We start from the raw sequence: 25238 nt of genomic DNA on the forward strand, positions 1-25238 counted from the left end.
GTCCTTGTTTTTGCACCATAAAAATCCTTGACTGATCTACTTAGTCGCTCGTAATCAATAAATACTTAAATTTTAATCTTAAATTTGTCTTTGCGTATTTATGCAATAATATGAATTGTGATTTATTGAAATATGAGTACATTATTTATCAAAAATATGGTCTGCAACCGTTGCATTCTCGTAGTTCAGAATGAACTCGACAAGCTCGGCTTAAAAGCTAACAATATAAAACTGGGAGAAATTACCCTTGCGAAAGAATTAACCACTAAAGAGCGTGAAGCATTGGAACATGTTTTAGACCCTTTGGGCTTTGAGGTCATCGACGACAAAAAGAGCCGGATAATTGAAAAGATAAAAAACGTCATTATTGACCTGGTACACCATCAGGACAACGATGCGAAAACCAATCTTTCGGACGTATTGAGCGACCAATTGCACCACGATTACAATTACCTTTCTAACCTGTTTTCCGATATTGAGGGTACGACCATTGAGAAGTATTTTATCGCTCAGAAAGTCGAAAAGGTAAAAGAATTATTGGTTTATGATGAGCTGTCGTTAAGCGAGATTGCCGACCGTATGAATTATTCGAGCGTGGCGTATTTAAGCAACCAGTTCAAGAAAGTAACTGGGCTTACACCAAGCCATTTCAAGCAGATACGTGAGGACAAGCGCAAGCCACTGGATAAGGTTTAAGTAAATCTTACAAATCAAACCCAGAATTTCACAATAGAAGTCCCCTTTATTGTTGCCAACTTTGCATTATGAAAATAAAGCAATCGAGATATGGCAACCAATAAAGAAACAATTTACATCCCATTAGAGGATGTGGAAAGCGAGCACTGTGCATTAATCGTCGAAAAAGGACTGGCACAGGTAAAAGGCGTAGAAACCCACAAAGTAGAGCTAAATAACCGCAGGGCGGCTATTACCGTTAATGATAACGAGGTCGTAGGCGAAGCTGTAAAAGCAATCAAAGATTTAGGCTATGGCGTTCCTACCGTTAAAAAGACTTATCCTGTACTGGGTATGACCTGTGCATCTTGTGCAGGAAGTGCCGAAAGTATGGCAAAATATACTCCGGGCGTAGTTAGTGCCGAAGTGAATTACGGTACAGGAAACCTTAACGTTGAGTTCCTGCCGAATATAACCAGTTCCGAGCAAATCAGGAAAGCGGTACAGGACGGCGGTTACGACCTGTTGCTTGAAGACGAGAACAAGCAGCAGGAAACCTTAGAAGCCATCCACGCCGAAAAATTCAGAAAACTAAAAAACAAAACCATTTGGGCGGTAATCCTATCGCTCCCGGTAGTCATTATTGGTATGTTCTTTATGGATATGCCTTACGGTAATGAAATAATGTGGGCATTTTCCACTCCAGTAGTTTTATGGTTAGGTAAAGACTTTTTCATCAATGCGTGGAAGCAGGCGAAACACCGTTCTGCCAATATGGACACGTTGGTAGCATTGAGTACAGGTATCGCCTATATATTCAGTGTATTCAATATGCTGTTTATGGACTTTTGGCATCAAAGAGGTTTACACGCACACGTGTACTTTGAAGCGGCTGCCGTTATTATCGCATTCATCCTGTTAGGCAAGCTGTTGGAAGAAAAAGCCAAAGGCAATACCTCATCAGCCATTAAAAAGCTGATGGGCTTGCAGCCAAAAACGGTTATCGTGATTGAAGCGGACGGAACGGAAAGACAGAAAGCTATCGAAGATGTAAACGCAGGCGACATTATTTTGGTTAAGCCGGGCGAAAAAATTGCAGTAGATGGCATGGTCGTATCGGGTAACTCGTATGTAGATGAAAGTATGCTAAGCGGCGAACCTGTTCCGGTACTGAAAAAGGAAAACGAAAAGGTATTTGCAGGAACCATCAACCAAAAAGGTAGCTTCCAGTTCAAGGCGGTAAAAGTGGGCAAAGAAACAATGCTTGCCCAAATCATCAAAATGGTGCAGGATGCACAGGGAAGTAAAGCACCCGTACAAAAACTGGTGGATAAAATCGCAGGTATCTTCGTTCCGGTAGTAATGGGTATTGCTGTATTGACCTTTATCCTTTGGTTCTTCTTAGGAGGCGAAAACGGAGTGGTTCAGGGATTGTTAGCCGCAGTTACCGTATTGGTTATTGCTTGTCCTTGTGCTTTAGGTTTGGCAACACCGACCGCTATTATGGTGGGCGTTGGTAAAGGTGCTGAAAACGGCATTCTGATTAAAGATGCGGAAAGTCTGGAACTGGCGAAAAAAGTAAACGCTATCGTGCTGGATAAAACAGGTACGATTACCGAGGGAAGACCCCAGGTTACAGGCATACAATGGCTGAACAATGACGATGCGACCAAAGACGTTTTATTGAGCATCGAAAAGCAATCGGAGCACCCATTGGCGGAAGCCGTTGTAAAACATTTGGAGGGCGTTTCCACCACTGCATTATCAAACTTCGACAGTATTACGGGTAAAGGCGCAAAAGCCGATTACAACAACGATACTTACTATGTTGGTAATAAAAAGCTGTTAGCTGAAAACAACATTACCATTGCCGACCAACTGCAACAGCAGGCGGACGAATGGGGTACACAGTCTAAAACCGTTATATGGTTTGCAAACAGCAAACAGGCTCTTTCGGTAATCGCTATTTCCGATAAAATTAAAGAAACATCGGTAGCAGCTATCAAGGAAATGCAGGATATGGGCATCGACCTGTATATGCTTACCGGAGATAACGAAGCGACTGCCAAAGCCATTGCACAGCAGACAGGCATCGGGCACTACAAAGCCGAAGTATTGCCACAGCACAAAGCCGACTTTGTAAAAGAACTTCAAGCACAGGGCAAAGTGGTAGCGATGGTTGGGGATGGCATTAACGACAGTACCGCACTGGCAACAGCTGATGTAAGTATCGCAATGGGCAAAGGTTCGGATATCGCTATGGATGTGGCGAAAATGACCATCATTTCATCCGACCTTACCAAAATACCGCAGGCGATTAGATTGTCAAAACAGACCGTTGCGACTATCAAGCAAAACCTGTTTTGGGCGTTCATCTACAACCTTATCGGTATTCCAATTGCCGCAGGTATTCTTTATCCGATTAACGGTTTCTTATTGAACCCGATGATTGCAGGAGCAGCAATGGCGTTAAGTAGTGTAAGTGTTGTAAGCAACAGTTTACGCTTAAAATGGAAAAAATAAATTATGGAAAAAGAGCAAGGAAACGACCATTCTCATAGTACGAATAAGAAGACCTTAACGGTTAGTTTGGTCATTATTACGGTCTATATGGCAGTAGAGGTTATAGGTGGGTTAGTAACTAACAGCCTTGCCCTATTAGCCGATGCTGGACATATGTTGAGTGATGCAGTATCACTCTTCATCGCATTGATGGCATTTAAGTTCAGTAGTAAGGTAGCTGACTACGGAAAGACTTATGGTTACAAAAGATTTGAAATACTGGCAGCAGTCATTAACGGCGCAACGCTGATACTGATTTCAGGTTATATCATTTACGAGGCAATAGAACGCTTCCAGAACCCACCGGAAATTCAATCAAGCGGTATGCTGATTGTTGCATTCATTGGACTACTGGTCAATGTGCTTGTAGCTTGGATAATGATGCGGGGGTCTGATGTAAAAGAAAACCTCAATATGCGTGGAGCATACCTGCACGTCCTCAGTGATATGTTAGGGTCGGTTGGTGCTATCATCGCAGCCTTGCTGATTATGTTCTTTGGTTGGGGGTGGGCAGACCCGTTGGCAAGTATCATCGTTTCCATACTGGTTTTACGGAGCGGTTATTTAGTAACTAAATCATCGGTACACGTACTGATGGAGGGTACGCCGGAGAATGTAGAGGTGGAAAAGATGACAGAAAAAATTCTGAAAACAGAGGGTGTCAAAGGGATGCACGACCTTCATATATGGACAATAACAAGTGGTTTGAACGCCCTTACCTGCCATTTGGTCGTAGATGAAAAAATGAAGATTGAAGAAAGTGAAAAATTGCTCCGCAACATCGAGTATACTTTGGAAGATCTGAACATTCACCATGTCACTATCCAGTTGGAAACACCTGCTCACATGCACGATAATTCAATATTATGTAGTGTAAAAGCTGACCCATCAAGTCACGACAACCATAATCATTAATCAAATTCAATAAAATCAAGTTTTAATCTCTAAAAATAAATAAAAATGAAAGTGAACAAATTACTGATAGGTACATTCACCTCTTTAGCCATCTTTCTTACATCTTGTGGTGGCGATACCAAAACAGCAAAGGACGCTCATGTACACACCGATGGTGACGGACATAACCATGCTACAGAACAGGTTGATAAACCCGTTGAAAAAGTAGCACTCAAAGACAGAAATGAAAAAGGCGAACTAATTGATGCAGCAGGACACCTAATTACCGGCTGTCCTGGACATAAAGAAATGGTAGGTTCTCAGGGTGATATGTGTCCTAAGTGTGATTACATGACAATGATACCGATTACTTGGGATATTACTGGGGTTGATACCGTAAGAGTAACGACTTTAGCTGATTATAACCCACCTGCTGACAAGCTAAAAAAATAATGTAGAACTTAGCTTTATTGCGTTTGCTAAGCGGTAGTTTCTGAAAAAGGAGCTGCCGTTTTTTTATGACTTATCCGTAAAAATTACAAATCTTACAAGAAAAATCACACTTTCAAGCTCTTATCCTATAAGTAGATTTGTATATGGTCTAACTTTTATGGAGGGAATTTCCTAATGACAAACAACGATACACAGAATGCGAACCTTGTCCGCAGATCCATTGAAAACATAAGGGCGGTTTTAACGGAGAAGAACATACAGGACGTGAAAATATCCGACATTACATCGGTTGCTAAAATCTCCAGAAGCAAATTTTTCAGCTTCTTTGGTGGAATGAATACGCTGTTGGAACTGGTGTTGACCGAGGAACTGGTCAGGAGCTACGAACAGATTGCTTTGAGCATCAAAAATCAGGAGGAGAAAAAGAACTTAGAGGTAGAATTGAGCCTGCTCCGGATTATCTACATCAGGAAGAACCACATACTCTATAATTACTACAAAGTTTCGGAACTTTTACCGAGCCGATACGACGAATTGAAAGAAGCCCTAACCATTAAGGAACAAAATTTGCAGTCAGATATACTAAAAGAGCACGGCGTGGAACCCAACGGATTAAAATGGAAAAATGCTTTTAGCGTTTACTAAAGTTAACTTAAAAAGAACTAAACCGGGCTTCAAATGTTATAATTTAGTAATCACAAAAATTAAGAGATATGATACAGACAAAATTCCAATCGTGTATAGAAGCCTGCCTTAAATGTGTGGCTATCTGTAACCAATGTGCCATCGCTTGTTTAAACGAAGATGATGTTGCACACGTAAAAAAATGTATCCAGTTAGACCTGGAATGTGCAGCTATTTGCCAGGCGTCAGCAAACGTATTAAGTCTTGACGGTAAATTTAGCAAAGACATTTGCAAACTTTGTGCTGACATTTGCAACGCTTGTGCTGAAGAATGTGAAAAACACGCTGCAATGGGTATGGAGCATTGTAAAGAATGTGCAGAAGCGTGCAGAGCTTGTGCAAAGGCGTGTGAGGAAATGGCAGCGTAATACTGGCATTTTTTTTTGTTTAAAATTCAGAGGGTTCTTGCAACCCTCTTTTTTTGTGCCCTGTCCAATCAGTAAATATCACAAATCAAACACGGAAAAGCGTAATAAGGAAGTGGCCTTATGTGCTGAAATTTGCGCTATCAGATAACATATAAAATCTCAAATAGAAATGAAAAAGTTAGTGTTAGCATTGTCGGTAATCGCATTTACCGCCTGTAACAACAATCAGCAAAAAGAACAGACCACACAGGAGAGCAATCAGCCAGTAACAGAAGAAGCGGTTGCCCCAGCAGAAACAGGGAACGAAAATATAATTACCATTAGCGGTGGCGATGATATGAAGTTCGACAAAACCGAACTGAAAGCCAAAGCAGGCGAAACAGTAAGGCTTATCCTGAAGCATATCGGTAAAGCACCAATTGAGGCAATGGGACACAATGTTGTCATTCTTGCACAGGGTACGGATTTCAACGCCTTTGCCAATGCTGCGATAGATGCTAAGGACAACGGCTACATACCTAAAGGAATGGAAAAAGCCGTTATTGCTAAAACGGATATGATTGGCGGTGGGCAAACCACGGAAATTACCTTTACGGCTCCGGCTAAGGGTTCATATGATTTTCTGTGTTCGTTTCCCGGCCATTACATCTATATGAAAGGCAAATTAATCGTAGAGTAATCCGGCGATTTCAAAATCAGTAAAAATCACAAATCTTACAAGGAATAGCGTAATAGTAACCATCCGTTTAATACGGAAATTTGTATAACAATAAAAATAAGTTCAAAATGAAAAATGTAGAATTAAGCATACCAGATATGCAAAGCGCACACTGCCAGTCAAGAGTAAACGGAGCAATCAAAGATATTGACGGCATTAAAGTTGAAAAATTGGAAGCAGGAAAATTATCTGTTTCGGTTGAAAACGACGAAGTAAAAGAAGAGTTGGTTGAGGCGATTGAAAAAGCAGGCTACAAAGTTGGCGGCGACGACAGCGAAAAGGCTTCAAGTTGTTCAACAGGATGCTGCGGATAAGTTTTGGGCAGTCCCGGAGCAAGTACGCCAGTGCTTCTCCGGGATTTTTTACCAAAGCCACTCCAGCGTATGAAACAGTTAATAACCTCGTTCCATAAATAAAAAGCAATGTTACAGAAACAAAATTCAAGCGACTGTTCGGAGATAATGACGAAAGTTTGCAATGTAGCAGACCGGATTATACAGAACCGATTGGACACAGGTACATCTGCACCGTTTGCCGTGCAGCTTACAAAAGAACTGAAAACGGATTATCAGCAGTTGAATAATCTGTTTCTCGTTGAATGCGATATGAGCCTTGAAATTATCTATATCAAGCGCATTATCGAAAAGGTAAAAGAGTTATTGGTGTACACCGAGCAATCGCTATCACAAATCGCAAAATCGTTAGGCTATCAGAAGCCTGCGGAACTATCAGAGCAATTAGCAACTTACACGGGATTAACGTCTGCCCATTTTAAGCAGATACGAAAAAACAAGCTCGAAATCATCAGAAGACAGCAGGAAAAGCAAAACGAACTATAATTGTCAGAACAGCAAACTTTTAAATAGAAGTCTTGATGAAACCTCGCTTTGTGTACAGAAGCAGAGGTTTTCTTTTTATCAGCAATGCAAGACAAGAAACTACCGAGGGATGAAGAAATACACGTGGCGAACACATAAAATTATACAGGAAACCGAAGATACCATTAGTATATACTTTGACACGGAGCAGCAGGCATTTAGCTACCTGCCCGGTCAATACCTTAACATCAGGCTTGCCATAAACGGCGAACAGCTCATACGTTCGTATTCGTTCAGTTCTGTGCCATCTGACGAATTTCCCGCCATTACCATTAAAAGGGTTACGGGCGGAAAGATGAGCAATTACATTTTAGATAATGCCGGACTAATAGAAGCCTGGGAAATAGAAGCCCCCTTTGGCAGCTTTGTTTTGGAAAAGCCCATAGCCGAGCATTCCCAAATTGTTTTGTTGGCGGGTGGTAGCGGCATTTCGCCTTTGTTCTCAATGCTGAAAAGTATTGAAAGCAGCAGCCAAATTCCCTTACTGGTGTACAGTAACAAAACACCGGAAGATACCATATTTTGGAATGAATTGGAAGCGATGCAGGCAGCGCAAGAACTGAATATTTGTTATTCCTTTACCGCACCCGATTTTATTTCCACCAAAATCAACCACGTTGCAGGCAGGTTCAATTTGCTTGTATTGCGTTCGGTCATTAAAAGACTGGTTGGCGAGGTTGCGGCAGCCCATTATTACATCTGCGGACCCAATGGGCTGATGGATTTATACCGGGATGCCTTAACGGGTTTGAACATTCCCGAAGACCATATCCATTTGGAATACTTCGACCCGGTTCCGGTGGATGCGGGCGATTTGGAAACGGACGGTACTGTTAAAGATGTGATTGTAAACTATTACGAGGACAATTACGAGAACGACGAAAAGCAAACGTATGAATGTACATCGCTCATTGAGGTACAGCCGAAGCAATCGCTTTTGGATGCGATGAAAGCGCATCATATCAAAGTGGCGAGTTCCTGTAAGAACGGAACCTGCGGGGCTTGTTGGGCGGTGAAAACAGATGGGGAAGTTCGGATGCTCCATAACGGCGCACTAACAGAACAGGATATTGCCGAGGGAATAATTTTGTTGTGCCAAAGCTACCCGATGAATGCGGATGTTTGTGTTACGGTACAGTAATATCCATATAGAAAAAGGGCAAAATTACAGCTTTATAGCTGCTGTTTTGCCCTTGTTGTTTTGTTAGTCTTTTTTAAGTGCCAGTTTGCGGAGCATTGCTGTACTCATACTATCCGTATAAGCCCCGTAAGCTGTAACCAAAATTCCTTTTAAACCGTCTTTCGAGGCAATTCCGTACACCGTTGCCTCATCGCTTGGGTTGCTTTCTCCCTCGTAGCGATAGACCTGTTCGATTTCAAATTCATCAACTGTATATTTGTTGCTGCCGCAGATTAAACAGTTCTCTTCGAGGTTGAAATCCACGTTATAGCCCTCGTTCCGTAGGTTCTGTATCGCTACCAAAACCGTAGCGTATTTGTACGTTACATTTGTCATAGTAATAGTCTTTTAAATTGCTGTTTATCACTCCCGGCTGTCCTGTCAGAAGTCCTCTTTTAGCAGGTCTTTGAGCTTCCGGTGCTGTATGCACAATTCGGCGTACATATTTTTTAGCCTGCTGTTTTCTGCGTTTAAATTTACTAATTCTGCAAGAATATCCATTCCTAAATCCTTGTATTTCTGTTTGAGTTCAAAAATGTTCGTGCCGTAAACGCCGTATTTCTCAAAAAGCTCCAGTCCGCTTTTGCCTGCGTTATAGTCTTTCAGCACCTTTAAAACTTGATGTTCGTTGCTTTTTTTATTCTTCATTTTTATACGGATGTTGTCTGTTACAAAATTCCGTAAGATGAACGGGTGTAGCTATGTACTTTTCCCTGTTTAGTTTATGATATTTAATGTTGCTGCACCGATTTTCATAAAATTTCACAAAACAAACCCGGAATATCATAATAGTATGTCGGTGGCAAATGCAGAATTTTGACCATTGAATAAAGGAACTTATACACTTTAGAACTATGACACTATTAATAAAAGGAATGGTGTGCAATAGATGTACGTATGTTCTTGAACAGGAATTGACAGCTTTGGGTTTTGAGGTTTTGGATGTAAAACTGGGTCAAGCCATCATAAAAGATACGGCAGACTTTTCGCACAAGTTGGGAGCAATCAAAACAATGCTGAAAAGCATCGGCTTGGAGCTGATGTACGACAAGAACCAAAAGATGATTAACAAGATAAAAGAGTTGGTGGAGAAAGGTATTACATTGCAACTGCAAAGCGGCACACCTACCAAATTCACAACCTTAATCAGTGGAAAGCTGCACAAGAACTACGATACATTGAGTGCCTTATTTTCTTCGGTAGAGGGAATAACACTCGAAAAGTACATCATTCATCGGAAGATTGAAAAGGTAAAACAGCTTTTGGTTGATACCGAAATGTCCCTGACCGAGATTGCCCACGTACTGGGGTACAGCAGTCAGGCATACCTTTCCAACCAGTTGAAAAAACACACCGGCTTTACATCAAGCTATTTCAAGCAGGTAAAGCAGCAACAAGGGCAAAACGTTACTATGCAGATGGACGAATAGCATACTCCGCATTGAGGCTTTTTCAATCCATTCGCAGGCATTTTGCTATTTTTTAATGCGAGCATCAGAGCTACTGAAACATCAGTAGCTCTGTTTGTTTCAGGCAGATACCCACCAATCAAAGAAGTAAATTTCACAACTTTTACGCGTCATTTCGTATAGCTGCGCCTTAGCTGTAACCCGACCTTTGCCCTGTATTTAAAAGTTTAATTAAACAAAGAAGCGTAACAAAATAAATGTAAGATGAGAACAAGTAAAATTGGTTTGTTATCCCTCTTCATAATCGGAGCAGGATTGATACAGAGTTGCAAACAAAAAGAAGAAAAACAGTTAAAAGATGAGCCTCCGGTAGTCACCGTAGCCACTATCAACAGTTCGGAAACCGAGCAATCCGTTTCCTATTCGGGTTCCATTGTACCCGACAATATGACCACCGTAAGTTTTGCCGTTCCCGGCACGATTAACAGCGTGGGTGTGAATGAGGGGCAGCGTGTGAGCAAAGGACAGTTCCTTGCAAGCATTGATGCCACCGAGTATGAAGCTGCATTGCAGATTGCCAATGCGAGTTTAGACCAGAGCCAGGATGCATTCAGGAGATTTGATGAACTGTACAAAAAAGGAAGTTTCCCCGAAAAGGATTACATCGACATCAAAACAAAAGTAGCGCAGGCAGAAGCCAACAAAAAAATCAACCGCAAGCGCATTGCAGACAGTCGCTTACATTCACCTACCAACGGCATTATAACTGTGAAAACTGCCGAGGTTGGCGGTATGGCAGCACCTGGCGTTCCTGCCTTTACCATCGTAAAAACGGACATGGTATATGCACAGTTTTCAGTACCGGAAAGCGAAATCGGAAGCTTTAAACAAGGGATGCAGGTAGATGTGAACATTCCTACACTGCAACGTGATTTCAAGGGTAAAATAACCATTATTAATCCCGTAGCGGACGAAATATCCAAAGCATTTACTCTTAAAGTTCGCTTGGACAATCCGGGCGGTGTCCTGATGCCGGGAATGATTACCGAAGTGCTTGCAGGAGTACCGGTAAAGGTTAAGCAGGTGCGTGTACCGCTTACTGCCATTGTGAACAATGTTGATAAAATCCCTCACGTTTACGTGGTAGATAAAAATAACATTGCCAAGTTAACAAGGGTCAGCGTTGGTAAAATTGCAGGCGACGACATCATCATAACAGATGGGCTAAATGAAAGCCAAACTATTATCCTTACCGGACAGAACAACGTGAAAGATGGTAAGAAAGTTAAAGCGCAAACTACATCGGTAACAGCATCAGCCCCAAAATCTGAATAATTTATGAAAAGAAAGATAAACCTCATTGAAGCGGCAATGAAATTTCCGCAAGTACCGATAGCGATTACTGTTATTATGGTGCTTGCCGGGCTGATTTCATTGATGACGATGCCGAGAAGTGAAGACCCCCGTGTAACAGTTAGACAGGGGCTTGTTGTGGCTTTCTATCCCGGAGCCGACGAAGAGCAGATAGAGAAAGAAGTAACCGACAAACTGGAACAATACCTGTTCGGTTTCGAGGAAATCAAAAAAGAAAAAACCCATTCGGAAAGTAAGCCCGGACAGGTGGTTGTAACGGTAGAATTGCAGGACTATGTAAAGGACACCAAAAAATTCTGGAATACCTTGCAGCACGGCTTGGATGCCAATATGCCTTTAGCATTGCCACGGGGTGTACAGGGACCGTATGTGAACAGCGATTTCGGCGATGTGGTCGTTCAGATGATTGCCGTATCAGCCCCCGGTCGTTCTTACGCCCAGTTGGAAAACTATTTGGATGAATTGGAAGACGGCATTAAGACGATACCGTCCGTTTCCAAAATCAAGCGTTACGGCGGTCAGAAGCAGCAGGTATTTATTACCCTGCGTGAAGATGTATTGAAGCAGTACGGTTTCGGTATCAACGAAATCACGAACACATTAAGCCAACAGAATGTTACTATTCCCAGTGGCGATATTGAAATTGACAAAAACCGTTTCCTGATTTTCACGGATGCACAGTATCAGAATGAAAATGAAATCGGGAACCTGATTGTATATAGCTCCCCGCAGGGCGGCAATATCCGTTTGCGTGATATAGCCAACATCGAGAGAAGATACGAAGACCTGAAAAGCAAAATTACCGTTTCAGGAAACGATGTAATGATGCTGACGGTAGAAATGCAGCCCGGACAGAACATTGTCGATTTGGGTAATGCGCTGACACAGAAAGTTGCTGAAGTAAAAGAAATCCTGCCATCAGATGTGCAGGTCAACACCATTGTTGACCAACCCAAAGTAGTTGATATGAACTTGGGGCATTTCTTTATCGAGTTCGGTATTGCCATTGCTGCCGTTATCTTGGTAGTAATGCTACTGCTGCCGTTCAGGGTTGCCACCATTTCAGCCATTGCAGCACCCGTTACCATTGCCGTAACATTCGCTATCCTCAACTTGTTGGGTATCGAAATGCACCAGGTTAGTTTGGCGGCAATGATTATCGTACTGGGGATGGTGGTCGATGATGCCATTATCGTAGTGGATAACTACATCGAGAAAGTGGACGAAAAAATACCGTCGTGGACTGCCGCTTGGCAGAGTGCCACACAGTTAATGGTTCCTATTTTCACGGCTACGCTTACCATTGTCCTATCGTTCCTGCCTTTGGCATTTACGCTTACCGGGCTTACAAGGGAGTTTGTGCAATGGATACCGATTACCGTAAGCATCGCTTTGGCGGTTTCGTTCTTGGTAGCCTTGTTCCTTACACCGTATATGTGTTACCACTTCCTGAAAAAAGGATTGAAGAAGCACGATGATAAGCCGAAAAAACGCAATTTCTTAGACTGGATGCAGGACGGTTTCGACCGTGCAATCGAGTTCTGTATGAAATGGCAGAAAACTACATTGGTAGCAGGTTTGGTTATCTTTTTCCTTTCTTTCGTGGTTGGCAGTCAGGTTAAAACCGAGTTTTTCCCTATCGTGGAAAGAAACCAGTTCAACCTTGAATTGTGGATGGATAACGGTACGAACATCCACGAAACCGAAGCAGCCGTTAAGAAGATAGAAAAGGAAATTGCAGGCGATAAACGAATTGTAACCACAGCGAGTTTTATAGGTACAAGCTCGCCACGTTTCTACTCCACCTACGCACCGGAGCACCCACGTGAGAACTTTGCGCAGATATTCATCAATACCACAAGCAAGGATGCCACTTCTGAAATGATTGATGAGTATGTGCAGAAATTCAACAACTACTTGCCGAACGGTTATGTACGGGTAAGGCAGTTAAGCAAGAAGCAGCAGCCCGCACCGATTGAGATACGTGTGATTGGCAAGGATATGACCGAGCAGAAAAAAGTAGCCAAACAGGTTGCGGCATTACTGGAAAATACCAAAGGCTCTAACTGGGTGCGCACCGATTATCAGAATGATTATGTAGGGCTGAAAGCCGTTGTTAAAGAAGATGTAGCCCTGCGTTTAGGCGTTAGCAAAGCGCAGATTGCGCAGGCATTGGGTGCAAAGATAAAAGGCTACCCAGTATCGCAGATGTGGGAGGGCAATAAAGCCATTGATATTGTAATGAGAACAGACGAAACCGACCGGGAAAGTCTGGATGCTTTGGGTAATATGTACATCAATTCAACATTCGGTGCTAAAGTACCTTTAAAGCAGGTGGTAGATTTACAACCGTCTTGGCATACTGGGGCTATTGTACACCGTAACGGGTTAAGAACGTTAACCGTTTCTTCCGAAGCACAGTTAGGCAGAAAACCCGCAGAAGTATTTGCAGAGGTACAGCCGAAAATTGACAGCCTGAAATTACCAAAAGGCATTAAGATTGCCTACGGTGGCGAATATGAAGACGGACTGGAAAGCGGTCCCAAAATGGGAAAAGCTTTTATGATAAGTTTCGTCCTCATCTTCCTTGTTCTGTTATTCCAGTTCAAGCGTGTTGGTAAAGTATTCATTGTACTGGCTTCGTTCCCGTTGAGCTTGCTTGGTGCAATGTTAGGCTTGTTCCTTACAGGTTACGAGTTCGGGTTTATGGCAATCATCGGTATTACCGCCTTATTGGGTATTGTGGTTCGTAACGGGATTATCCTCGTTGACTATGCGGATGAACTGGTAAGCGAGCACGGTCATACAATTAGAGAAGCAGCTTTATTAGCAGCCAAAAGAAGAATGCGTCCCATCTTCCTTACCTCAATGGCGGCGGCTATCGGTTTGATACCGTTAATGGCGAGTGGCTCTCCGGAATGGGGACCGATTTCCAGTACCATTTCAATCGGTATTCTGGTATCAATGATTACTACTTTGTTTATCGTTCCAGTATTGTATTACAGGTTCGTAAAACCACCAAAAAACAAACAGTTGGATGAGCAGCAAGAATTGAATGCCGATGCTCACAACCAAAAATACTTATCATAAAAAGGGATTATGTTACAGAAAAGATATAAAACAGTCATAAAGGTTTTTATATGCGGTTTCGCTCTTTTGCAGGGAACAAACAACCTCTTTGCACAACAGCAGTTAACCCTTGCGGAAAGCAAAGAACTGGCATTAAAAAACAATAACAGGATAGGCAAAGCCAAAGAAGACGTAATTGCCACCCAATCCGATAAGCTGATTGCAGATGTGGCAGGCAGACCGAAACTGGATGCTTCAGCTACCGCCTTTTACTTTGGGGAGCCATTGAATACGATGCTGCCCGAATATGGGTTTGCGCCAATGGTCAGCGTTACACAGCCGATTTACACTGGCGGTAAGATTAAGTACGGCAAGCAGATGGCAGAAACCAATATACAGATGAGCAACGCTCAACAACGATTGGTAGAAGATGAAGTATTACTGGCTACCGAAACCGCTTACTGGCTTGTGGTACAGGCTAAGGAAGAAATCAAACTGGAACAGCAGGTTAAAAAGCAACTGGCTTCACATTACACATTCCTGAATAACCAGTTTGAGGCAGGATTGATTTACAAAAATGATGTGTTGCGGGCAAAGGTACTTCAGAACGAAAATGAAGCCCGTTTGCAGGCTGCGGAGAATAAACTCGTCTTGTCAAAGAGAAGATTGAGCCAGTTAATCGGGACGGAAGACCCCACAGGTATAGACGTAGCCGATACGTTGAGTACAAGCGATTTTTTAAAACAGGGTGTTTTGAAAGCTGCCGATGCTAACCGTCCGGAAATTGAGTTGGCAACCAATGGCATAAAAATGAGCGAGCTTACCAAAAGTATGCTTAAAGCAGACCTGAAACCATCGGTAGGTTTATCACTGAACGGAATGGCAGCCTTTGGAAAAGAGGGCATCAACTTCGGCGACCCTACCAAAAACCATATGCTGACTTACTTTGGTATGCTAAGCGTTAAAATTCCGGTTTTCGACTGGGGTAGCAGAAAAGAAAAAGTAAAGCAGCAGGAAGCCAATATACGTTCGGCTGAATACGGTCTGAAAGAACTGAAAAGCCAAATCACTGTGGAGATTGAGCAAGCTACGCTTAACCTGCAATTGCAGGCGAACAACATTGATTTAATGCAGGCATCGTTAATTGAAGCAGACGAGAACCTGAAACTAAGTAATGACCGCTTTAAAGCCGGAACCATTACCGGGGAAGATGTACTGATAGCAGAAACGCTTTGGCAAAGAGCATACAGCAATATGTTAGATGCAAAAGTACGGTACAAGATTGCCGAAGCTGTTTATCATAAAACCATTGGTCAGATGAAATAGCTTTTTTTTAAATTAGTTAATGCTATGGGAATTGATAATACTCAAAATGTAGGGGCATTAAAAAAGCCCCTGCTTTTTTAATTAATATTAAGATGTAATAATGAAAGAACTTTACTCCAGTGAAGAAAAGGGTTTGTTAATGATACCTGACATATCGGGCTTTACAGATTTCGTTATCAAATCAAATATGTTTGTTGGCAAATACATAACAGAAAGTTTACTTAAAACAATAATGGACAGCAATATTCTTTGTATGGAAATTTCGGAAATAGAGGGTGATGCCATACTGTTTTATAAGTACAAAAACCTACCCACATTTGAGGAAACTTTGGTACAAATAGAACACACATACAAAGATTTTCAAAAAGAGCTACAACGCTTATCTAAACAATTAGCAATTGAAATCCCGCTTTCTCTGAAGACAATCGTCCACTACGGCAATTTTGCTAAATATCAAATTGGCACTTTTGAAAAGCTTTATGGTGCACCTGTTGTGGAAGCACATAAAATGCTAAAAAATCATATTGCTGAATATCCTCCTTACGCTTTGTTTTCTGACGCATTTTTGAAAGCAAATTTCAAAGAGCCTGAACAATCAACTGTTGAATACGACAATTGTGAAGACTGTAAATATTTGCCTGAAATTGGTTACATACATTACCTATAAAGTACAAACAGTAAATATCACAAATCTATCAAAGGAAATTACAATACTTATACAAAAGAACATTTCTAATTTTACAATAGACTTAAATTCAGTAACAAATACTGATAGAAGTAAAATGAAAAGTTTAGAAGAAAAATTATTGAAAAGGGGCATAAAACCCACTTCGGTTAGGCTGTTAATCTTTACAACAATGTCTGGCTTACAAAAGGCTTTCAGCCTGACTGATTTGGAAACCGAGTTAGAAACCGTCAATAAATCTACTATTTTCAGGACATTGAGCCTATTCCATGAAAATTTGCTTATCCATAGTATTGATGACGGCTCAGGATCTATAAAGTATTCTATTTGCAGTGACACCTGTATGTGTACGGTTGGCGAGCTACACGTCCATTTCAATTGTAACCGCTGTAAGAATACGTATTGTCTTGAAAGTATTTCAATACCAGCAATTCAGCTCCCAGAAAAATTTCTTTTGGACAGTGTGAATTTCGTAATGAAAGGTATTTGTAAAGATTGCTCAAGGTTCGTTAAAACAAAATAATCATTTTCATTTTTAATTAAATTTTGAAGCAGCCCTTACCAAATAGGGTTGCTTTAAATTTGCAACCATGTTCCAAAAATTTACTAATAAATTTAGAGAATAAATTATCGAATTAACACTTTCGATATTATAGAAATACTAATATAAAATTAAAAATAAAACCTATGGAAAGTCAATTTGATGTAATTATCATTGGTTCAGGACCGGGAGGTTACGTCACAGCAATACGTTGTGCACAATTGGGATTAAAAACCGCAATAATAGAAAAGTATTCCGTACTTGGAGGTACTTGTCTGAATGTTGGATGTATTCCATCAAAGGCTATGCTGGATAGCTCTGAACGATACCATGAAATAAAGTATAGCAGTGTAAATCACGGTATTGATGTGGACAATACGAGGGTTGATTTAAAAAGAATGATTGCCCGAAAAGCAGACGTGGTTTCCAAAATCAACGGAGGAGTAAGCTACTTGATGAAAAAAAATAAAGTAGAGGTTTTCCAGGGCGTAGGTTCTTTTAAAAATAAGAATACCATCTTGATAAAGTCTGAAACCGCAGAAGAAACCATTACCGGGGCAAACGTAATTATTGCAACAGGCTCAAAACCGGCCTCGCTTCCCGGAATTGATATTGACAAAAAACGGATTATCAGTTCAACAGAAGCTTTGAACTTAAAGGAAATTCCCAAACACCTTGTTGTAGTTGGAGGCGGCGTTATCGGTATGGAATTAGGGTCAGTTTATGGAAGATTGGGAAGCAAAATTACCGTAATAGAGTATGCAGGGAGCATTCTCGCTAATATGGATAAAAAAATGGGGGCAGAACTTCAAAAATCACTAAAGAAAAATTTAGATTTTGAATTTTTACTTGGTTATAAGGTAACGGGAGCAACCAATACCGGTGATAGTATTGCTGTAACTGCTGAAGACAAAAATGGTGATATTGTCACATTGGAAAGCGATTATTGTTTAGTGGCAATTGGAAGAAAACCCTATACTACAGGATTAGGATTAGATAAAGTAGGAATTGAACTCAATTCGAGAGGACAGATTTCTACAGATAAAAATATGGAAACAAATGTAAAAGGAATTTATGCCATCGGCGATGTGGTAGAGGGACCAATGTTAGCACACAAAGCATCGGAAGAGGGTATCTTTGTAGCTGAAATTATTGCAGGACAAAAACCACATATTAATTACAATACTATTCCAAGCATTGTTTACACCAGTCCAGAGGTCGCCAGTGTTGGTAAGACCGAAGAAGAATTGAAAACTTCAGGAATAAAATATAAAGTTGGTCAGTTCCCTTTTTCTGCATCTGGAAGAGCCATTACCAGTGGTAAAACTGAGGGCGTGGCAAAAGTGTTAGCAGATGCAAAGACAGATGAAATTTTAGGTTTCCATATAATTGGAGAGCGAGCTTCTGATTTGATTGGAGAAGCTACGGTTTCAATGGCATATAGGGCAGCTGCTGAAGATATAGCCCGCATTTCTCACGGGCATCCGACTTACTATGAAAACCTGCGTGAAGCTTGTCTTGACGTCGAGAAAATTGCAATCCATATATGATTAAGCTTGAAAATATAACTTTTTAAAAACAGCCATATAACAATATGGCTGTTTTACATTTGCAACCAGGTTCCTAAAATCTACTGATAAATTTGCTGTGTAAATAAAACTTATTACAATGGCAAATAGAAATATTCATACCAGAAGTACCGACACGGCTTACAGAAGCGACCATCCGTTTGAAGTGATTGCATTTGAATGTGCCGTACCCGAAAAAGAAACAGTGGTTACTTACACGGCGGCATTACAATCTCATTCTGTACATCCAATAGCAGGCAGCATTATTAAATTTTTACCACGGATTAATTTGTCTGATTTCAAAATCGAAAAGTTTGAAGCAATACCTGGTTACGGTATCAAAGGTTTCGTAGACGGACACGAAATTATCATAGGCAATTTGGCTCTTATGAAATTGTACGATTTCTATTATGATGAAAGTTTGGACGAATTGCAAGAACCGGTAATAATCGTTATGATTGACGATAGATATTCCGGTTGTTTTATAATGATGGATAATTCAGCCGGATTGATATAGAAGACGAAAGAATTGTAGAGAACAATAAACATAATCAGCAAAGACATATATTTCAAACAGAACAAGTTTATCAGTATAGCAAATCTCATCATAATTGTATTTAGTAAATTCCCTAATTAATCTAATAGTTATTAACGGTATTGAAGTTTAAAATTTAACTGTGAAATTCTTAACATTCATATTTAGTGTCTATATGCTCGGAATGGCAATACTTCCTTGCAGTGATGCTTATTACCGATGTGCCACCAATAATGTATCAGACAGTGTAAATGTTTTGGAACATAACCACAAAACTGAACACAAAGATTTTTGCAGCCCTTTTTGTAGCTGCCAATGTTGCGGTACAATTAATGGAGTTACACTGGATTTTAGGCTACCTGAAATCAATGAACTTGAGTTTCAGTCCACTGATAAAAGAAAAGTCCCTTTAAGAAATATATATATCTTATCCCAATATAACGGGAACATATGGCAACCGCCTAAGATTAATGTTTAAGTAATAACTGCTTAATTCTTTCACAGCGTTTCGATGAAACCGTCTGTATCGTATTTATATGCTGTCATTTTTAGAAAATGGCATCATGCAAGTTTGTATAAACATTAATCATAAATTCAAATGTTAGATAGTATAATTAAATTCAGCATCAAGAACAAAATCGTCATTGGTATAATGACATTGGTTCTTATCATTTGGGGCGTATGGAGTGCCACCAAATTGCCGATAGATGCCGTACCGGATATTACCAATAATCAGGTACAGATTATTACTGCCTGTCCTACACTGGCGGGTCAGGAAGTGGAACAGTTGGTTACGTTTCCGATTGAACAGAGCATCGCCAACATTCCCGATTTAGAAGAAACAAGAAGTATATCCCGTTTCGGGCTTTCGGTGGTTACGGTAGTGTTCAAAGAAAATGTGGACATCTACTTTGCAAGGCAGTTGGTCAATGAAAAACTGAAAGAAGCCGAAGAAAAAATCCCGAAAGGTATCGGCACGCCTGAACTGGCTCCGGTTAGTACAGGGCTTGGAGAAGTCTATCAGTACATCATCCACCCCAAAAAAGGCAGCGAGCATAAATACAATGCCAAAGATCTGCGTACAATGCAGGATTGGATTGTTGCCCGTCAGTTGTACGGCACACCGGGCATTGCCGAAGTAAACAGCTTTGGCGGGGAATTAAAACAATACGAGGTTGCGGTAAACCCCGACCGATTAAGAGCAATGGGCGTAAGCATTCCCGATATATTTAACGCACTCGAACAAAACAATCAGAATACGGGCGGTGCGTATATCGACAAAAAACCGAACGCTTATTTTATCCGTGGTGTGGGCTTAGCTACAACTTTGGAAGACATTAAAAACATTCCCGTAAAAATCACGGGCCATACCCCTATTTTTATTAAAGACGTAGCAGATGTGCGCTACGGTAGTGCGGTGCGTTATGGCGCACTGACCTACAACGGCGAAGTAGATGCCGTGGGTGGTGTGGTTATGATGCTAAAAGGCGAAAACAGTAACGAGGTCGTAAAACGGATAAAAGAGAAATTACCGACCATTCAGAAATCTTTACCGGAAGATGTAACCATCGAGCCGTATTTAGACCGTACTGAATTAGTAGGCAGGGCAATGGGCACAGTGGAAAAGAACTTGATTGAGGGGGCTTTGATTGTAATTTTTGTGCTTGTTCTGTTCTTGGGCAACCTAAGAGCCGGACTAATCGTAGCATCTGCCATTCCATTAGCGATGCTGTTCGCATTGGGAATGATGAACGTATTTGGCGTTAGTGCCAACCTGATGAGCTTGGGAGCTATTGACTTCGGTTTGATTGTGGACGGAGCCGTTATTGTGGTGGAAGCAACCCTGCACCATTTGGGCTTGCGGAAATCCACCAATAAACTGACCCAAAGCGAAATGGACGAAGAAGTATTTTTGTCCGCTTCCAAAATCAGGACAAGTGCCGCATTCGGCGAAATCATTATCCTTATAGTATATATTCCAATCCTGACTTTAGTAGGTGTTGAGGGCAAAATGTTCACACCGATGGCGCAAACCGTAGGCTTTGCCATTTTCGGCGCATTGATTTTATCCCTGACCTATATCCCGATGATGTGTGCATTATTCCTGCCGAAAAAAGGACACGACAAGCCCAATTTCAGCGACAAGTTTATGGCAAAGCTGCAAGGCTTCTACCAACCTTTGTTGCAGAAAGCAATCAGGGTAAAATATTGGTTGGTGGGCATTACCACTGCTGTATTTGTAGTTACCGTTATCCTGTTCAGCAGAATGGGCGGCGAGTTCATCCCGCAGTTGCAGGAGGGAGATTTTGCCTTTCACTGTATTTTACCGCAGGGAAGTTCGCTCAACCAAAGTATAGAAACGTCGATGCAAGCATCCCGTATCCTTAAAGAATTTGACGAGGTTAAAATGGTGGTCGGAAAGACTGGAGCCGCCGAAGTACCTACCGACCCGATGCCGCCTGAAGCTACGGATATGATGATTATTCTTAAACCACAGGACGAATGGAAAAACAAGAAAAGCTACAACGAGTTAGGCGATGAAATGATGGAAAAGCTGTCCGTTATTCCGGGCGTTTTCTTCGAGAAGAACCAACCGATACAGATGCGTTTCAACGAGCTGATGACAGGTATTCGTCAGGATGTCGCCGTAAAGATTTTCGGGGAAAATATGGATACGTTGAGCGTGTACGCCAATAAGGTTAGCGAAGTGGTACAGCAGGTACAAGGCGCCACACCGCCACAGGTGGAAAAAGTAAATGGTCTGCCACAGATCAACATCGACTACGACCGTACCCGAATGGCTAATTACGGGTTGACGATACAACAGGTAAACGATATTGTAAGCACTGCATTTGCAGGTAAAGCCGCAGGTGTTATTTATGAGAACGAAAGACAGTTTGACCTGGTCGTTCGTTTAGATAGTGTACACCGAAGTAGCATCGAAGACGTAAGGAATTTGATGATACCAACTAATACAGGCTATCAAATACCATTATCACAGGTTGCTGAGATCAACTACAAATTAGATGCTGCGCAAATCAGCCGGGAAGCTGGGAAACGACGCATTGTTATTGGATTTAACGTAGCCGGACGTGATGTACAAAGTGTCGTTTCTGACATTCAGCAGCAACTTTCCGAAAAAGTGAAATTACCCACAGGTTACTATTTTACCTACGGTGGTCAGTTTGAAAACCTAAAAAAAGCCAGTAACCGCCTTATGATTGCCGTACCTGTATCACTGTTATTGATTTTCGCATTGCTTTATTTCACATTCCGTTCATTTAAGCAGGCAAGTCTGATTTTTACTGCTATCCCGATGAGTGCCATCGGTGGCGTCTTTGCTTTAATGCTTCGGGGAATGCCTTTCAGTATCAGTGCAGGTATCGGCTTTATCGCTTTGTTCGGCGTAGCCGTATTGAACGGTATCGTATTGATAGGCACATTCAACCAACTGAAAAAAGACGGTTGGGATGATGTCATTAAACGAACAATCGAGGGTACGAAAATCAGGTTACGTCCAGTATTGATGACGGCAACAGTGGCATCACTGGGGTTCCTACCTATGGCAATCAGCACCAGCGCTGGGGCAGAGGTACAAAAACCATTGGCTACGGTAGTAATTGGAGGATTAGTAACCGCTACATTCCTTACACTATTTGTACTGCCATTGCTCTATATCATATTCAATTCTAAATTTAATTTAAAAAGTAGTAAAAGTGTGAAAACAACCGTAATCGTTCTCTTACTGGGCATCGGTGGTATGACCACTGCAAATGCTCAGGAAAGGATAAACATAGATAATGCTATCAATACCGCATTGCAAAGCAATGGACAGGTTAACGTCAATAAGTCGGAGATTGATGCGGCTAAATACAATGTAAAGACCGCTAACGATATACCAATGACACAGGTATTTGTAGAAAATGAAGATTTAAGACCATCGGACAAAACGGGTATATGGAAAATCGGACTTACGCAAAGTATTGCGTGGCCCGGCTTATATGCTGCCCGCAAGGACTATTTAAAAGCACAGCTTAAATATTCCGAATTGAATACAGAGGTTATGAATGCAAATATTAGGAAAGACGTTAGAACGGCTTATTACCAGTTGTGGTTTTTGCAGGATAAAAACCTATTGCTGAAAAGCCTTGACAGCATTTATACAAACCTCTTCAATACAACGCAGGTTCGGGTTAGAACGGGCGACGTGGCAAAGCTCGACCAGATTGCTGCAGATGCCCAACTCAAACAGCTAAAAGCCTACGTGGAGCAGAACAATAAGGAAATCGTAATACAGCAGCAACAGTTAATGGTATTACTCAACCGTAATGAATGGATGCTCCCGGTAGATGAGCCGTTGCAGAAATTGGAAACAGGCTTGTATGATGAAAATAATGTGCACCCAATATTGCAGTTGCAGCAACAAAATGTAAGCGTTGCAGCGGCAAATATCAAAGTACAGAAGAACAGCAACCTGCCCGAATTTTCAGCAAGGGTATTCAGCCAGAGATTGTACGGCGTTTCAGATCCTTTTACGGGCTTTTCGGTTTCAATAGGTTTCCCGTTATTTGGCGCAGGGGCATATAAAAACAAAGTGAATGTAGCCAACAAGGAAAAGGAAGTACAGGAAAACCTATTGTCTTACCAAACGCAGGTAATGGCAACGGACAAGAAATCTGCCATCGCCGAAATGGAAAAGAATATGGCTTTGTTGAGCTTCTATGAAACATCGGGACTGCAACAGGCAAGGGATATTACCGAAGCGGCATCACAAAGCTACCGTTCGGGAGAAATCAGCTTTGCGGAGCTAAGCCAGTTCTTAACGCAGGCAATCAATATCCGCCAGAATTATCTGGACGTTCTGAACAGCTACAATCAATCATCAATTCAATACAATTACCTTAATAACAAATAAGATGAAAAATATATCGAAAATGTTTTTGGCAGCACTCTTTGCAGTTTCCCTGACCGCCTGCGGAGATAGTCAGAAAAAGGAAAGCGAAGACGGTCATAACCACGATCCCAAAACGGAAGAAAAAGCCGATACAGGGCACGGGGACGAGCACGGAGCCGAAGAGGGTTCCGCAACCGTTGCGGCACTTACGCCCGAGCAGATTGAAGCCGTAGGCATCAAATACGGTGTCGTGGAAATGAAAGAACTAACCGCCACCATTAAGGCGAATGGTATTTTAAGTTTACCCAACAGTAGCAAGGCAAACGCTACCTCTTTATACGGTGGCGTAATAAAGTCTATTAATGTGCAGATTGGGGATTATGTGCGCAAAGGACAGGTTATTGCCACCATTGCCAACCCGCAGTTTATCCAGTTGCAGGAAGAATACCTGACCATCAACAGCAAAATAACTTTTGCCGAACAGGAAATGCAAAGACAAAAGGAATTGAACACGGGCAATGCCGGAGCATTGAAAAACCTGCAAAACGCCACCGCCGAACTCAATGCGTTGAGAACACGGAAATCCTCTTTGCATCAGCAGATACAGCTAATGGGCATCAATCCAAATTCGGTCAGCAACAGCTCCCTTAAATCCTCGTTGGTGGTTACAAGCCCCATTAGCGGAGCTATCAGCAATGTGTACGGCAAAATCGGTAGCTATGTAGATGTTTCTTCGCCCGTGGCTGAAATAGTAGATAATAGTTCCCTGCATTTGCATTTGAACGTATTTGAAAAAGATTTGCCTATGATGAAAGCCGGGCAAACCATACATTTTACGTTGACCAATAACCCGGTAAACGAGTATGATGCGGTTATTTACGGTATCGGTTCCGCATTTGAAAACGATAGCAAGACCATTCCGGTACACGCCCGTGTAAAAGGCAATGTAAAAGGGCTGATTGACGGTATGAACATCACGGCAATCGTTAGCTTGGACAATGTGCTCTCCCCGTCAGTGCCGAATGATGCCATTGTAGATGCGGATGGCAAAAAATACATCTTTGTCATTACCGACAAAAAGCCGCAGGAAGCTGAAGAAGAAGAGGGACATGGCGGGCACGACCACGGCGATGAAAAAACAGCACATAAAGAGGAAGCGGCGAACACGGTAAATTTTGAAAAAATTGAAGTAGTAGCAGGCGTTTCCGAAATGGGATATACTGTTATAACTCCTGTAAATGAAGTTACCAAAGAAGCAAGAATAGTCATAAAAGGTGCATTTTTTATTAATGCTAAATTATCAGGTGGTGGCGGGCATGCCCATGCACATTAATAGATTTTCACTTTACTGATAGGTTGTCCTTCCTAACAACCTATCAGTTAAAATATTGCTTTAAATCAGATGATTACTTAATCTTTTTCATT

Annotated in this window: 23 protein-coding genes; 21 read left to right on the top strand and 2 right to left on the bottom strand. The window is 41.6% G+C overall.

Annotation, left to right across the window (positions count from 1 at the left end; all coding sequences use genetic code 11):
• The first annotated feature begins 132 nt into the window (after positions 1-132).
• The 10 genes from BM253_RS05440 to BM253_RS05485 all read left to right on the top strand — a co-directional run bounded on the left by BM253_RS05440 (position 133) and on the right by BM253_RS05485 (position 8373).
• The gene (locus BM253_RS05440) at positions 133-696 is read left to right on the top strand and encodes a helix-turn-helix domain-containing protein (RefSeq protein WP_027384307.1); all 564 of its coding nucleotides are present in this window, start codon (positions 133-135) and stop codon (positions 694-696) included.
• A gap of 90 nt (positions 697-786) precedes the next feature.
• Positions 787-3198, top strand: a complete 2412-nt coding sequence (locus BM253_RS05445) for a heavy metal translocating P-type ATPase (RefSeq protein ID WP_027384308.1) — start codon at positions 787-789, stop codon at positions 3196-3198.
• Positions 3199-3201: 3 nt separating this feature from the next.
• On the top strand, positions 3202-4152 hold the full coding sequence (locus BM253_RS05450) for a cation diffusion facilitator family transporter (protein ID WP_027384309.1): 951 nt from the start codon (positions 3202-3204) through the stop codon (positions 4150-4152).
• Between the two features lie 45 nt (positions 4153-4197).
• A complete protein-coding gene (locus tag BM253_RS05455; protein WP_027384310.1) occupies positions 4198-4584 on the top strand; it encodes a hypothetical protein in 387 nt (128 codons plus the stop codon).
• A 264-nt stretch (positions 4585-4848) separates the two neighbouring features.
• Positions 4849-5229: a hypothetical protein gene (locus BM253_RS05460; protein WP_143095587.1), complete on the top strand. Its 381-nt coding sequence runs from the start codon at positions 4849-4851 to the stop codon at positions 5227-5229.
• Positions 5230-5297: 68 nt separating this feature from the next.
• The gene (locus BM253_RS05465; RefSeq protein ID WP_027384312.1) at positions 5298-5636 is read left to right on the top strand and encodes a four-helix bundle copper-binding protein; all 339 of its coding nucleotides are present in this window, start codon (positions 5298-5300) and stop codon (positions 5634-5636) included.
• 169 nt (positions 5637-5805) lie between these two features.
• The gene (locus BM253_RS05470) at positions 5806-6315 is read left to right on the top strand and encodes a plastocyanin/azurin family copper-binding protein (protein ID WP_027384313.1); all 510 of its coding nucleotides are present in this window, start codon (positions 5806-5808) and stop codon (positions 6313-6315) included.
• Between the two features lie 107 nt (positions 6316-6422).
• Positions 6423-6668 (top strand): heavy-metal-associated domain-containing protein, encoded by a 246-nt coding sequence (locus BM253_RS05475; RefSeq protein WP_091520400.1) that lies wholly within the window; start codon positions 6423-6425, stop codon positions 6666-6668.
• Between the two features lie 108 nt (positions 6669-6776).
• On the top strand, positions 6777-7193 hold the full coding sequence (locus BM253_RS05480; RefSeq protein ID WP_143095588.1) for a helix-turn-helix domain-containing protein: 417 nt from the start codon (positions 6777-6779) through the stop codon (positions 7191-7193).
• A gap of 109 nt (positions 7194-7302) precedes the next feature.
• Complete coding sequence (locus tag BM253_RS05485; RefSeq protein ID WP_091520404.1) at positions 7303-8373, top strand: flavin reductase family protein; 1071 nt, start codon at positions 7303-7305, stop codon at positions 8371-8373.
• 63 nt (positions 8374-8436) lie between these two features.
• On the opposite strand, the gene BM253_RS05490 is transcribed toward BM253_RS05485, so the two are convergent.
• A complete protein-coding gene (locus BM253_RS05490) occupies positions 8437-8748 on the bottom strand; it encodes a hypothetical protein (RefSeq protein ID WP_027384315.1) in 312 nt (103 codons plus the stop codon).
• Between the two features lie 45 nt (positions 8749-8793).
• Complete coding sequence (locus BM253_RS05495) at positions 8794-9060, bottom strand: hypothetical protein (protein WP_027384316.1); 267 nt, start codon at positions 9058-9060, stop codon at positions 8794-8796.
• Between the two features lie 206 nt (positions 9061-9266).
• On the opposite strand from BM253_RS05495, the gene BM253_RS05500 reads away from it, so the two are divergent.
• The 11 genes from BM253_RS05500 to BM253_RS05545 all read left to right on the top strand — a co-directional run bounded on the left by BM253_RS05500 (position 9267) and on the right by BM253_RS05545 (position 25146).
• Entirely contained in the window at positions 9267-9842 is a 576-nt protein-coding gene (locus tag BM253_RS05500; RefSeq protein ID WP_091520408.1) for a helix-turn-helix domain-containing protein, read from the top strand.
• Between the two features lie 243 nt (positions 9843-10085).
• Complete coding sequence (locus BM253_RS05505; protein ID WP_091520411.1) at positions 10086-11156, top strand: efflux RND transporter periplasmic adaptor subunit; 1071 nt, start codon at positions 10086-10088, stop codon at positions 11154-11156.
• Positions 11157-11159: 3 nt separating this feature from the next.
• On the top strand, positions 11160-14285 hold the full coding sequence (locus tag BM253_RS05510) for an efflux RND transporter permease subunit (RefSeq protein ID WP_091520414.1): 3126 nt from the start codon (positions 11160-11162) through the stop codon (positions 14283-14285).
• Positions 14286-14294: 9 nt separating this feature from the next.
• Positions 14295-15590: a TolC family protein gene (locus tag BM253_RS05515; protein ID WP_091520418.1), complete on the top strand. Its 1296-nt coding sequence runs from the start codon at positions 14295-14297 to the stop codon at positions 15588-15590.
• Positions 15591-15690: 100 nt separating this feature from the next.
• Complete coding sequence (locus tag BM253_RS05520) at positions 15691-16257, top strand: DUF2652 domain-containing protein (RefSeq protein WP_027384322.1); 567 nt, start codon at positions 15691-15693, stop codon at positions 16255-16257.
• Between the two features lie 115 nt (positions 16258-16372).
• Positions 16373-16798 (top strand): Fur family transcriptional regulator, encoded by a 426-nt coding sequence (locus tag BM253_RS17655; protein ID WP_027384323.1) that lies wholly within the window; start codon positions 16373-16375, stop codon positions 16796-16798.
• Positions 16799-16962: 164 nt separating this feature from the next.
• Entirely contained in the window at positions 16963-18366 is a 1404-nt protein-coding gene (lpdA, locus tag BM253_RS05530) for a dihydrolipoyl dehydrogenase (protein ID WP_034671907.1), read from the top strand.
• A 118-nt stretch (positions 18367-18484) separates the two neighbouring features.
• The gene (locus BM253_RS05535; protein WP_027384325.1) at positions 18485-18901 is read left to right on the top strand and encodes a hypothetical protein; all 417 of its coding nucleotides are present in this window, start codon (positions 18485-18487) and stop codon (positions 18899-18901) included.
• A gap of 160 nt (positions 18902-19061) precedes the next feature.
• Positions 19062-19397, top strand: a complete 336-nt coding sequence (locus tag BM253_RS17660; protein ID WP_394330690.1) for a DUF6660 family protein — start codon at positions 19062-19064, stop codon at positions 19395-19397.
• A 120-nt stretch (positions 19398-19517) separates the two neighbouring features.
• On the top strand, positions 19518-23834 hold the full coding sequence (locus tag BM253_RS05540; RefSeq protein ID WP_091520422.1) for a CusA/CzcA family heavy metal efflux RND transporter: 4317 nt from the start codon (positions 19518-19520) through the stop codon (positions 23832-23834).
• Position 23835: 1 nt separating this feature from the next.
• Positions 23836-25146, top strand: a complete 1311-nt coding sequence (locus BM253_RS05545) for an efflux RND transporter periplasmic adaptor subunit (RefSeq protein WP_027384837.1) — start codon at positions 23836-23838, stop codon at positions 25144-25146.
• The last annotated feature ends 92 nt before the right edge of the window (positions 25147-25238 follow it).

The sequence above is a fragment of the Paenimyroides ummariense genome (assembly GCF_900115115.1).
Classification (GTDB): Bacteria; Bacteroidota; Bacteroidia; order Flavobacteriales; family Flavobacteriaceae; genus Flavobacterium; species Flavobacterium ummariense.